The following is a 12,086-nucleotide window of genomic DNA, read 5'->3' on the forward strand; positions in this document are numbered from 1 at the left end:
TGTTCCATACCGCCTGCTCGTGAGAGGACGCGTCGCCGGGGTTGGAGTCCATCACGCCTCGATCGGCGGTTGCGGAAAAGGGTTCGACCTGGTGAACGGCGAGGCGACCTTCGGTGAGCTGGCCTGGAACCGGGGTGCCGGGCATGCCGCCCACGCGGCGACCTGGCCGCGCCAACTGTGGTTCCGCGGCGGGGAACTGGTGGCCTGGGCTCAACGAGCGTGAGCTGACCGACGTGGCGCAGCCGGTGCTGCCGGACGGATTCGGCTTCCGCACCGCCGACGAGGCCGGACCGGAGGCGGCGGTGCGGGACCACGTCGACACCTGGGCTCCCTCGACGTACTCGGCGCGGGGCTGCGCGGGCGTCCGGGCGACGGCGACCTACCGCGGCGAGCTGCACCTCCTGGTGGAGGCACCGGACGGCACGATGGCCGCCTCGACGATCATGTGGCTCGACGAGGCGAACGGAAGCGTCGAGTTCGAGCCGGTCGGAACGCATCCGGACTACCGGCGTCTCGGGCTGGGAAGCGCGATGCTGCCGCACGGGATGCACCGGGCGCGGGCGGCCGGGGCCACTCGTGCGACGGTCGCCTGCCTGGGTGCGGTGGGGCACCCCGAGGCGCGCGGGCTGTTCTACGGCGTCGGGTTCCGGGAAGTCTCCCGGGACGCGCCGCTCATCCGGTAACGGATCTTGCCCAGAGCGGGAACGGCGCGAGTCCGACCGCTGCTTCGTAGGAGGTGGCGGTCCTGTCGACCGATGGCACCCGCCGCCCTTACGACGTCTCGGCCGGCGACGGACCGAGACTTCCGTCGGCACGCGGGGCACAGAGGGTGTGGCGCTGGCGGGCTTACGTTGGATGTAGCCCTACGTTGAGTGTGACCGAGGTCACAGGCTACCCATATGACCTCGGCACTCCGGCGGGCGGGTCCCCCGGATCAGCAGAGGAGATCGTCATGGCAAGCAGCAATCGCGCCGTCGTCTTCCAGAACCCGAAAGACATGCGCGTGGAGTCGCTGGACTTCCCGAAGCTTCAGATGCCGAACGGGAAGAAGGCCCCCCATGGGGTCATCCTCAGGATCGTCGCCACCAACATCTGCGGCAGCGACCTGCACATCTACCGCGGGTCCTTCCCGGTGCCCCAGGGCATGGTGATGGGGCACGAGATGACCGGGGAGGTCATCGAACTCGGCCCCGACGTCGAGTTCCTCAGTGAGGGCGATCTCGTCTCCGTCCCGTTCAACGTCGCCTGCGGCCGATGTCGCAACTGCAGGGCGCGCCGGACCGACGTCTGCGAGACCACGAACCCCAAGGTGGCCTGCGGAGCGTACGGCTTCAACCTGGGCGACTGGACCGGTGGCCAGGCCGAGTACCTGTTCGTCCCGTACGCCGACTTCCAGCTTCTGCGCTTCCCGGACAGGGACCAGGCCATGGCGAAGATCCGTGACCTGGCGCTGCTCTCGGACATCCTGCCCACCGCGTTCCACGGTCTCATGGAGGCCGGTGCCAAGCCGGGCTCGACCGTGTACATCGCCGGCGCCGGCCCGGTCGGCCGCTGCGCCGCGGCATCGGCACGCCTCCTCGGGGCGTCCTGCATCATCGTCGGCGACCACAACAAGGACCGCCTGGAGCTGGTGAAGAGGAACGGCTGCGAGACGATCGACCTGAGCCAGGACGCAGCGCTCACCGACCAGATCGAAGCCATCCTGGGCGAACCCATGGTCGACTGCGCGGTCGACTACGTCGGCACCGAGGCACACGGCATCGGCCCCGCGACCGAGGACATGGACCCGGCCTACGCCATCAACCAGGTCATCGACGCCACTCGCGCGGGCGGAGCCACCGGAGTCATCGGCGTCTACGGCCCCGACCCGCTAGCGAAGTCCAAGGCCGAGCAAGAGGGAACGTTCCCGATCGACTTCGGCAAGGCTTGGATCAAGTCGCCGCGGATCGCCGCCGGGCAGGCGCCGATCATGCACTACAACCGCGAGCTGATGATGGCGATCCTGTGGGACCGCATGCCCTACTTGAGCGACATGCTCAACACGAAGGTGATCAGCCTCGACGACGCCCCCGACGCCTACGCGACCTTCGACAGGGGAGTGGCCGAGAAGTTCATCATCAACCCCCACGGCCTGATTCCCGCCTGAGGCCCGCCCTCCCCGGCCCGCAGTCCCCTTCGGGGTGGCTGCGGGCCGGACCCATGCCCACGGGCGCGGGTCTCGGCTCGTGGCGGGGGGAGGAGCAGCGGGGTAGGGGGCAGCGGTAGGGGCGGCAACGTTACATCCGGGACATTTTGGGCACTGGTGAGCGCCGGGGCAGCCGACGAGGAGGGTCCGGTCATGCGGGAGTCGTCGCAGAACGTCACTGTCGTGGCTCTCCTGGCGGATCCGGACGCGCCGACGGAGATCGCGCAGCACATAGCCCGAATACTTCCCGATCGGCTCGCCAGAAAGTCGGGCCGGGGACGACGGTTCCACGTGGAGGTGGTCAGTGAGCCCTTCACCGCAGGGACCGAGGACCTGTCCACGCTGATGCGCCGGATCATGGACCGCAGGCGTACGGAGAACTGGGACATCGTCGTGGCCCTCACCGACCTTCCGCTGCACTCGCACGGGCACAAGGTCGTGGTGGATCTGAGTCATGAACACGGCTTGGCGCTGCTGTCACTTCCTCCGCTGGGGGGCCTGCGTCTTCAGACAAGGGCCATGCGGGCGGTGGAGGAAACCGTGCTCAGCTTGGCGAGTCCGCGATCCACCGGGGCTGGGGAGCCTCCCCGGCGTCAGCCGCTGGGACGCTTCGTCAGTCGTTTCGCGCCTGTCCATGCGGACCCGATCGGGGAGGGGGAGATCACGGATCTGCGGTACGTCGTCAGCGGGCCGCGCGGATACCTGAGGGTGCTCGGCGGTATGGTCCGCGCCAACCGGCCGTGGCGGTTGGTGCCGGGTCTGTCGAAAGGCCTGGCGGCCGCACTCGCCACGGGCGCCATCGCCACCGTGAACTCCACCATCTGGAGCCTGTCCGAGGCCCTGAGTACTGTGCGCCTCGTGATCGCCATGGTCGGGTCCATCGCGCTCATGATCGGCTGGCTGATCGTGGACGCGCACCTGTGGCATCGATCGAAAGACGCCTCGCCGGAGGACAGGAAGAGGACGAGTCTCTACAACGCCTCGACGGTCCTGACCGTGGGTATCGGGGTGATCGTCTGCTACGGAGGCTTGATCGTCGTCAACCTGGTGTGGGCGCTGTTCATCCTCAACGGCCGAGTGTTCGCCTCCATGACACGAAGTCCGCTGCAGCCCGTGGACTACTGGACGTTGTCATGGTTCGTCGCCTCGGTCGCCACGGTGGGCGGCGCGCTGGGGTCGGGCTTGGAGAGCGGGGAGGCGGTTCGGGCAGCCGCCTTCTCCAAGCGCGAACAGGAACGTCGCGACACGCTCCACGACGACCACGGTGACCAGCCCTCGAAGTGACTCCGATCGATCGGTGCCGGGTTGTTTCGCGTCGGAAGCCGACGGGGACCCGGACGGTACGCCGCCGGAGCGCACTCCGCCTGGCGGGCCCGTCCCGTTGCGGCGTGCCGGAGCCACGGACATCGTCTGGCAATCCGATAGTCGGGTTCCTTGCGCCGTCTCATCATCGCCGTGCCGCGGGTACCGAGGTGATCCGATGAAGGTGCTGGTGACCGGCGGGACGAGCGGACTCGGACTCGCCATGGCCTCCGCCCTGGCCGCGACAGGAGCCTCCGTCGCGCTGACCGGGCGGTCCGGCGAGCGTGCGGAGTCCGTCGCCGCGGGGCTGCCGGGGGCGACCGGCCTCGAAATGGACGTGCGCGACGAATCGTCGGTGGCCGGGGCCGTCGACCGAGCGTGGTCGCGGCTCGGCGGCGTCGACATGCTGGTGAACAACGCCGGCATCGGCATGCGCACGGTCAACCCGCGCTTCATGACACAGCCGCAGGGCTTCTGGGAGGTACCGTCGGACGCCTTCCGCGCGGTGATCGACACCAACCTGACCGGCTACTTCCTGGTCGCCCGCGAGATCACGCCACGGATGCTGGCATCCGGCGGTGGCCGCATCGTCAACATCTCGATGAACCACTCGACCATGCGACGCGCCGGCTTCGTTCCCTACGGGCCGTCGCGTGCCGGCAGCGAGGCGCTGTCCCGCATCATGGCGGCCGACCTGCGGGGCACGGGCGTCACCGTCAACCTGCTGCTGCCCGGAGGCGCGACGGTCACCGGGATGCTGCCCCAGGACGCCGTCCCCGAGGGTCATGGGTTCCTGAGGCCCGCGGTGATGGGCCCGCCCATCGTCTGGCTGGCCTCCGACGACGCAGCCGGCGTACATGACGAGCGCATCGTCGCCGCCGAGTTCGGACAGTGGCTGCGGGACCGGGAGAGCCGGCAGTGAGGGCGTGAGCGTGCGTCCGGGCCTGGAGGCCGTGGACGTGCCACACGAACGCTGCGCCGGTGGGGACATCAGCAGCCCCTCGCGGAGATGGTCAAGCGGGGACTCGGCCAAGAGATTCCCGGCTCATCGGGGCCCTGACCGGCCGATTTTGAGTCTCACGTGTTCCTGGCCCGGTTCTGCCTGGCCTAGTGTCCTGATGCGAAGCTGTTCTGGCATGTTCCGGCCATACCGAGGGGCCCGGCCGGACGGACCCGAACAGGACGCACCGGAGCAGGATTTCGCACGCCCAGACACCGAAAGAGGACCACGCCATGGCCGCCGTGCCGCCCGTAACGTTCGACGACGTCCGTGAGGCGGCCGCGCGCCTCGAAGGCGTCGCCCACCGGACCCCCGTCCTCACCTCCCGCACCCTGAACGCCCGCGTCGGCGCCGAGGTGTTCGTCAAGTGCGAGAACTTCCAGCGCGCCGGCGCCTTCAAGATCCGCGGCGCCTACAACGCGGCGGCCCGGCTCGCGCCCGAGCTGCTGGCCAAGGGCATCGCCGCCTACTCCTCCGGCAACCACGCCCAGGCCACCGCCCTGGCCGCACGGGAACTGGGCACCCGGGCCGTCATCCTGATGCCCGAGGACGCCCCCGGCTCCAAGCGGCAGGCCACGGCCGGGTACGGCGCCGAGGTCGTCACCTACGACCGCTACACCCAGGACCGTACCGCGCTCGGCGAGGCGCTGGCGCGGGAGCGCGGCCTGGCCCTCCTCCCGCCCTACGACCATCCGCACGTCATCGCCGGCCAGGGCACCGCCGCCCTCGAACTCCTCGAGGAGACCGGGCCGCTCGACGCCCTCGTCGTACCCGTGGGCGGAGGTGGACTCGTCGCGGGCAGCGCCATCACGGCCAAGGCGCTGCACCCGGGGACGCGGATCATCGGTGTCGAGCCGGAAGAGAGCGACGACACCAAGCGCTCCCTGGAAAGCGGTACGCGCGTCACCGTGCCGGTTCCGCACACGATCGCCGACGGGCAGGCCCTGCCCACCCCCGGCAAGATCACCTTCGCCATCAACCAGCGCCTGGTGGACGCCGTCACCCTCGTCAGCGACGCGGAGATCGTCGACGCCATGCGCTTCGCCTTCGAACGCCTGAAGATCGTCCTCGAACCGAGCGGTGCCACGGGTCTGGCCGCACTCCTGGCGGGGCGCCTCGACCCCGCGCCCCGTATCGGCGTCATCGCCTCCGGCGGCAACATCGACACCGCGCGATTCGCTCGACTCGTGGGCGGCTGACGGGCCGCGCAGCGATTCCCGGGGCGTGGCGAGTGTGCCGTACGGCGGTCAGAAGTGGGTGCCGCCGTCGACGCGGATCTCGGTTCCGGTGATGAACCTCCCGTCCCGCGAGCCGAGCATGGCCACCACGGACGCCACGGTCTCGGGGCCGGCGAATCCCTGGCCGAGCGCCGGTGACAGCTTGGCGAACAGGCCCATGTCGGCGTCCGCGGGCAGCCCCGGGCCCGCGCTCTGGCCGCTGGCACCGCTGCCGTCGGTCATGCCGGACGAGATCGAGCCCGGCTGCACGGCGGTGAACCGGATGCCCTGCCGGGCGTACTCGGCGGCGAGGGCGTGGGTCATGGCCTGGACGCCGCCCTTGCTCGCCGCGTACGCCGCCATGTAGGGGTGCGCGAACACCGCCGAGGTGGAGCTGAAGTTGACGACCGCCGCGTCACGACCTTCCAGCAGCGCGGGGAGGGACTCCCGGATGACGAGGAAGGTACCGACCAGGTTGACCCGCAGGATGTGGGTGAAGTCCTGGAGGCTGGTCTCACGGGTGTGCGAGGACCGCAGGATCCCGGCCGCGTTGACCAGCACGTCCAACCCGCCGAGTGAGGCGATCGCCGCGGCCACCCCCGTCCGTACGGAGGTCTCGTCGGCGATGTCGACGACGAGCGTGGAGAGGCGGTCACCGTCCGCGCCGGCCTTCCGCACGGTGTCCTTCAGGCCCGGCTCGCTCACGTCCGCGGCCACGACGGTGCCGCCCTCGGAGAGCACGCGCAACACGGTGGCCTGCCCGATGCCCGAGCCGCCTCCGGTGATCAGGACGCGGCGGCCTTCGTAGCGGTTCATCGTTTCGAGGGTCATCTCTTCCTCTGTCGTTCCTCGGTCCGGCCCGGCGGGCTGGTCGCCTGTAAGGCGCCGGTCATACCGCCGGCGGCCCTCCTTTAGCTTCACGCTACGCCTAAGTGGCACGTTTTGTCATTGCGGCAAGTCATGCCGAACGGTGTCGGAGGGTCGTACCCTTCTCGGGTGAGCACCAGGCCGCCCTCCTCTCTGACCGAGCGCCGCAAGGCCGCCACCCAGCTCGAGATCGCTCATGCGGCGGCCGAGCTCTTCGCGGCACAGGGCCCCCACGCGACCACCGCCGAGGACATCGCCCGGCATGCTGGGGTCGCTCTGCGCACCTTCTACCGCTACTTCCGCTCGAAGCAGGACGCGGTCAGCCCGCTGCTCGCCGACGGGGCCGACCGGTGGCGTGCCCTGCTGGAGGCGGCGGAGCCCGGAGCCGAACTCTCCCGGACGCTGGAGACGGCCGTCGAGCAGTCGCTCACGGCGCCGGACGAGGCGGCGGCCCGGGCCCTGCTGCGAACCCGGGGCCTGCTGCGGGCGGCGGCCGACGATCCGGCACTGCGCGCCGTCTGGTACCGCGTGAACCAGGAGTCCGAGGAGCGGCTGGTCCCCGTCATCGCACGGCTCGCGGACGAACGCCTCGACGCGCTGCGGGTACGCCTGATCGCGGCGGCGGCCACGGACGCGATCCGGATCGCGCTGGAGACCTGGGCCGCCACGGAAGCCGGTGCCACGGGCGAGGGGTCCCCGGCCGCGCTCGCGATCCGTTGCCTGCGCCGACTCGTGGGGGGCGACCTGCTGTCCGGGAGCTGAACCGGCCGGGCCCGGCACCAGGCCACCCACGACCCGGCCCGTCCCGCGGACCGGGATCGGGACGGGCTCTACGCCGCCGCTGTCACGCCCAGGGGTCGGTGAACGCACGCCCGGGGACCGGCTTGGCGATCAGGGCGATGGGAATGAAGAAGCCGACCTGGCCTATGGCGAGGGTCAGGGTGGTGAGCGCCGTGTCGTCGTAGTACCCGGACACCTCGGCGTACAGCTCGTCGGACACCCGCTCACCCTGTGCGGCAGGTTGGAGGACGGCTTCCACCAGAGCCAGCGCGGCACGCTCGGCACCGGTGAAGCAGGGGGCGTCCCACCAGGACGACACCGCGGTGATCCGCTCCTCCGACTCCCCGGCCTTGCGCAGGAAACCCGTGTGCAGGACGGTCAGATAGGTGCTGCCGACTATCTGGCCGGCGCGCAGCTGCACCAGGCTGATGGTGCTCCGGGGCACCGAGCGGTTGCCGGTCGCCTTGAACAGCGCCGCCGACACCTCGGCCAGCTCGGGGACGAGCGCTGAGGGGTCCCGGGGCATCCGCGGACCCTTCGGCACCTCGGCAGTGATCGAACGTGCGGTCATCGTCGTGTTTCCCTTCGTCTCCCCGTTGCGGTCACTGCTCTGACGGATCCCGTCGAGGAGATGTGACAGGGACCGGTGATCAAGGCGCGTCCGTTGTCCGTCGCTCGCGCGAACGCCGCCCGCCGGCCCGGTCAGGCGTCCGCCGGCCCGGTCAGGAGGCCGTCGGGCTGATCAGAAGCAGGGCGATGTCGTCGATGCGGGGTGCGGACCGTCGGACGTCGCCGACGAGGGCGTCGGCGAGGTCGTCCATGCTCCGGCTCCGGTCACGGGCGAGCTGTCCGGCGAGGGAGGCGATCGCCTCGTCGATGTCGACTCCGGCCGCTTCGACGAGCCCGTCGGTGTACAGGGCGAGTACGCAGCCGGGGGGCAGGACGATGTCGGTGGTGGGGTAGTCGGCGGTGGCTTCGATGCCGAGCAGGAGTCCCGGCGTCGGGCGGAGGATCTCGGTGTGTCCGTCCGGGTGGCGCAGGATCGGCGGTGGATGGCCGGCGGTGGCCAGGCGGGCCCGGTGCCCGGTGAGGTCGAGATGGACGTAGAGGCAACTGGTGAACAGACCGGGATTGAGATCGGTCAGCAGCCGGTTGGTGCGGGCGAGGACTTCGCCCGGGGGTGCGCCGGCGGTGGCGTGGACGGCGGTGCGGACCTGCCCCATGAGGGTGGCCGCCTGCACGTTGTGGCCCTGGACGTCACCGATCGCCGCGGCCACCGTCGTCCCGTCCAGGCGGATGAGGTCGTAGAAGTCGCCTCCGACGTCCATGCCCCGGCTGGCCGGGAGATAGCGGGCGGCGACGTCCAGGCCGGGGACGCGCGGCAGGGCGTGGGGCAGCAGACCGGCCTGGAGATCGTGCGCGAGCTGGTGCGTGGCGTCGTAGAGACGGGCGCGGTCCAGCGCCTGGGCGATCAGGCCGGCGGTCGAGGTGAGGACGGAGCGTTCCTCGGAAGGGAAGGGGTGCGGCCGGTCGTAGGCGAGGATCAGGGAGCCGACGGGGTGGCCTGAGGTGATCAGCGGGAGGCAGGCCCACGCCGCCATGCCGTCCCGCGGGTCGATGTCGGGGTAGGCCTGCCGCAGGTCGGCGAGGCCGGTGAAGAATTCGGCGATGCCCGTCGTCAGGACGCGCACGGTGGGGGTGCCGGAGGTCAGCGGGGTGGCGTCGAAACGGTCCACGTGGCCGGCGGGGTAGCCCCGGTGGCCGATGATCCGCAGCCAGCCGTCCTCGGCGGCCATCATGGCGAGGGCTTGGGCGCCGAAGGCGGGCAGGATCTGGTCGGCGACCCTCTCGACCACGTCCCGCACACCGACCGCCTCGGTGAGGGTGGCCGCGAGGTGCATCAGGTGGTGGAGGGCCGCGGCCCGGCCGGGTTCCGCTGCGGGCGCGGGGTGCAGCAGCCGGGGAGGGTCTTCGGCGTCGGCCGAGGGGGTGGGGACGATCCGCACGCTGATGCCGGACGCGTCCGGATACAGGTGGAAGGACAGCCACTGGTCCGGCGGGCGGAGGACGGTGAAGGACGTCGGCCGGCGGCTGAGCGCCGCGGCCCGGTAGCGGTCTTCGGCGACGGGGTCGTCCAGCCACGGAAGCGCCTCCCACGGTCGGGCGCCCAGCAGATCGGGGATACCGGCGCCGAGGAGGTCGGCGCCGGCGGTGGTGACGAAGGTGATCCGGCCGTCCGGGTCGAGGGCGCAGCAGCCGCTGGGCAGTCGCTCGGCGAAGTCGACCGCGGCCTGCGCCTCGGCCGCCCCGGCGGTGCGGTTCCGCGACGGGGGCAGGATGCGTGGCTCGGGGCCTGCCACCACCGGGTGCCCGCAGTGCGCCGCCTGCCGCAGGAGCAGGGCCAGGTGATGACAGGCGTCCGCGATCGCCTCTCGCTCCGCCGCGCTCAGTGTCGAGGGGTGGGCACTGGACCAGTGCAGCACCAGTCCGCCCCACACCTTCGGTCCCGTGGTGATCGCGGCGGCGGCCATGACGAACGGATGCGGCAGGACGAGCGCCAGCCGTGGGTAGCGGCGCGCCAGCTCCTCCTGACCGCCGATCCACACCAGGCGCCGTTCCCGTACCGCGTCGCTGACCGGGGTCGTGGCCGCCAGCGACACCCGCGCCCAGGGTGCCGCGATCCCCGCCGAGACTCCGCTCAGCACCGCGAGCCGCAACATCTGCCCGTCGGGGACGTCGGGGACGTCGGGGACGCCGTGGACGCCGGGGCCTTCGGGGTCGTCGTCGTGTTCGTCGGGGTCGTCAGGGCACAGGAGATACACCGCGCCGGCGTAGGCGCCGGTCGTGCGTGTGAACCTGGTCAGGGCAGCACCCAGCGTGTCCGGACCGATGTCCGGTGAGGGCGAACCCGTGGCCGACTGGGACACGTTTCACCTCCGGGTGCGGGCGCCGGACGGAGATCTCCGACCCGCCCGACGCGACCGGGGGCGGCGGCCGCGGCCGTACCGACGCCCGGGACGGCGGTGAGGGCCGCCCGGTCCGCCGACAGCGCCCTGGCCCGCCGCTCCGGCGCGGCAGCCCGCCGCGGCCCCAGGGAGCACCAGAGGCCGCGACGCACCGGACGCACCGCGCGTCACTCATATCGGACAATACGCCCACTTGGGCGTGACAACACTGCCCGGAGAATTCGGGGCGGTGCCGCGCCCCGTACGCGGCAGTCCTGGGTCAGTGGGTGAAGGTGACCCTGTGTTCCTTCAGGGTGCCGCAGTTGGACCCCGACACCTGCACGTTCACGTTCTTGATGGCGCCGCCCCAGTCGACGCAGTGGCCCTTTCCGCTGACGCGGGCCGGGCCGGCGTACGACGTGTACTGCCCGTAGTCCTGGTCCCCCTGGTCGGTGTCGGAGACGTAGATCCACGCGGACATGGCCACGGCGGCGCCGGGAGTGCTGCGGATGGTCGCGACACAGTTCTTGCCGGTCGCCGCGTTGTAGGTCAGGTAGACGGTGCCCAGTGAACCGACGGCCGCCGAGTTCACGGTCTTGTAGCCGCTTCCGCAGACCTTCTGCGCGGTGGTGTTGGGTGCGGCGGAGGCGGGTGCCGCCAGCGCGGTCGCGGCGCCCAGTGACACGGCCGCGGACGCCACTACGGCCAGGGCGGAACGAGCGATCATCATATTTCCCCCTTGTAACTCTTGGAGACGTTTGCTCCTGTCTTGTGTGACACGCGACCCGCCCGAAGGGTTGTACCGGTCCCTTGGACGGCCCCTCGTCCCGGTCTGCCGCCGTCGCGCACCGCGGCCAGGCCGTCGCCTGGGAGCGCCTCCCCCAGAGGAGTCCACCCCCCTCACTCTTCTCCGTGCGCTTCTCCGCGTCGTCGTCCCGATGGTTCCGCGGGCGTTTCCGCGCCCCAGGGGCCGCGGTCGAGGACGCGGCGGGCGGCCTCGGCCTCCGCCGCCGGTGGGGACAGCTCGTCGAGGGTGTCGAGTTCGTCGTCCGCTTCCAACTCGCGCTCCCAGGCCGCCGCGAGCCGTTCCTGCTCCTGGCGCGGTCTGGCGCCGATCGCCTCCCGGTGATCGGGGTCCAGGGCCGCCAGGAATCGTCCGACCGCATCCGTCGACATACCGCGCTCCTTGTCGCCTGAAAGGGTGCCGCTCCCGGCCAGCATGGCCAACCCGGCCTGGGTCGGCCGCCCGACACCGCCTGGGAACACACTGATGGCCCCGCCGCTCACCCACATCGGACGACGGGACCCGCAACCCACCCTCGGGGCGGCAGTCGGGTCCGGCCGGACGGCCCGGGACACGGCGTGGGCCCCCGTTGCCGAGCGCCGGCGGAGCCCGTCCGGCCGGACGGTGACCTCGGCACTCAGCTGAAGCGGACCGAGCGCAGCTTCAGACGCTCGCTGCCGCGTCCGGTGAACGGGCGCAGCGTGAACGAGTCTCCCGTGCAGTCAGGCTCGGTGTAGACCGTCGCGAACGCGTCGGTCCGGTTGCGCGGCGAGTGGGCCGGAGAGCTGGATCCGGGGTCCGCGGCCTCGGGGACGGTGAGGCATTCCCCGCTCACCGGGTCGTCCAGCACTGCGATGCGGGGACTGCCGTCCAGGCCGGCGTAGGTGTACTCGAACCGTCCCTGCGCGGCGGACGCGGAGGCGGGAACGGCCAGGACCAGGGCGAGGGCGCCGAGGGCGGCGAACGCGGTGTTGCGCAGACGCATGGAAAGGGTGTCCCTTCACGA

Annotated in this window: 12 protein-coding genes and 1 pseudogene; 7 read left to right on the forward strand and 6 right to left on the reverse strand. The window is 71.2% G+C overall.

Annotated features, from left to right (window positions below; all coding sequences use genetic code 11):
* Positions 1-19: 19 nt before the first annotated feature.
* The 6 genes from ACIBA9_RS02875 to ACIBA9_RS02900 all read left to right on the forward strand — a co-directional run bounded on the left by ACIBA9_RS02875 (position 20) and on the right by ACIBA9_RS02900 (position 5,686).
* Positions 20-223, forward strand: coding sequence for a hypothetical protein (locus ACIBA9_RS02875; RefSeq protein WP_399359545.1), 204 nt, complete (start codon positions 20-22; stop codon positions 221-223).
* Between the two features lie 10 nt (positions 224-233).
* Positions 234-683, forward strand: a complete 450-nt coding sequence (locus tag ACIBA9_RS02880) for a GNAT family N-acetyltransferase (RefSeq protein ID WP_399359546.1) — start codon at positions 234-236, stop codon at positions 681-683.
* A gap of 269 nt (positions 684-952) precedes the next feature.
* Positions 953-2,146 (forward strand): alcohol dehydrogenase catalytic domain-containing protein, encoded by a 1,194-nt coding sequence (locus ACIBA9_RS02885; RefSeq protein WP_399359547.1) that lies wholly within the window; start codon positions 953-955, stop codon positions 2,144-2,146.
* Positions 2,147-2,302: 156 nt separating this feature from the next.
* Positions 2,303-3,469 carry a hypothetical protein gene (locus ACIBA9_RS02890; protein ID WP_399359548.1) on the forward strand — a complete coding sequence of 389 codons (1,167 nt, stop codon included), beginning with the start codon at positions 2,303-2,305 and terminating at the stop codon, positions 3,467-3,469.
* Between the two features lie 196 nt (positions 3,470-3,665).
* On the forward strand, positions 3,666-4,409 hold the full coding sequence (locus ACIBA9_RS02895; RefSeq protein WP_399359549.1) for an SDR family NAD(P)-dependent oxidoreductase: 744 nt from the start codon (positions 3,666-3,668) through the stop codon (positions 4,407-4,409).
* Positions 4,410-4,720: 311 nt separating this feature from the next.
* Positions 4,721-5,686, forward strand: coding sequence for a pyridoxal-phosphate dependent enzyme (locus ACIBA9_RS02900; RefSeq protein WP_399359550.1), 966 nt, complete (start codon positions 4,721-4,723; stop codon positions 5,684-5,686).
* A 48-nt stretch (positions 5,687-5,734) separates the two neighbouring features.
* Here the strand turns inward: ACIBA9_RS02900 and ACIBA9_RS02905 are convergent, their stop codons facing one another.
* A complete protein-coding gene (locus tag ACIBA9_RS02905) occupies positions 5,735-6,520 on the reverse strand; it encodes an SDR family NAD(P)-dependent oxidoreductase (protein ID WP_399359551.1) in 786 nt (261 codons plus the stop codon).
* A 180-nt stretch (positions 6,521-6,700) separates the two neighbouring features.
* Between ACIBA9_RS02905 and ACIBA9_RS02910 the strand changes: the two genes are divergently transcribed.
* Complete coding sequence (locus ACIBA9_RS02910; RefSeq protein ID WP_399359552.1) at positions 6,701-7,333, forward strand: TetR family transcriptional regulator; 633 nt, start codon at positions 6,701-6,703, stop codon at positions 7,331-7,333.
* Positions 7,334-7,415: 82 nt separating this feature from the next.
* Here ACIBA9_RS02910 and ACIBA9_RS02915 read toward each other — a convergent pair whose 3' ends face one another.
* From ACIBA9_RS02915 to ACIBA9_RS02935, 5 genes and pseudogenes are all read right to left on the reverse strand, one after another.
* Complete coding sequence (locus tag ACIBA9_RS02915; RefSeq protein ID WP_399359553.1) at positions 7,416-7,922, reverse strand: carboxymuconolactone decarboxylase family protein; 507 nt, start codon at positions 7,920-7,922, stop codon at positions 7,416-7,418.
* 151 nt (positions 7,923-8,073) lie between these two features.
* Positions 8,074-10,278: a SpoIIE family protein phosphatase gene (locus tag ACIBA9_RS02920; RefSeq protein ID WP_399359554.1), complete on the reverse strand. Its 2,205-nt coding sequence runs from the start codon at positions 10,276-10,278 to the stop codon at positions 8,074-8,076.
* Between the two features lie 298 nt (positions 10,279-10,576).
* Positions 10,577-11,026, reverse strand: a complete 450-nt coding sequence (locus ACIBA9_RS02925; RefSeq protein ID WP_399359555.1) for a spore-associated protein — start codon at positions 11,024-11,026, stop codon at positions 10,577-10,579.
* 242 nt (positions 11,027-11,268) lie between these two features.
* Positions 11,269-11,472 (reverse strand): annotated as a pseudogene (locus ACIBA9_RS02930) (hypothetical protein); the annotation flags it as partial.
* Positions 11,473-11,717: 245 nt separating this feature from the next.
* Positions 11,718-12,065, reverse strand: a complete 348-nt coding sequence (locus tag ACIBA9_RS02935; protein WP_399359556.1) for a hypothetical protein — start codon at positions 12,063-12,065, stop codon at positions 11,718-11,720.
* Between the last annotated feature and the right edge of the window lie 21 nt (positions 12,066-12,086).

This window comes from Streptomyces sp. NPDC051452 (assembly GCF_044454765.1).
Classification (GTDB): Bacteria; Actinomycetota; Actinomycetes; order Streptomycetales; family Streptomycetaceae; genus Streptomyces.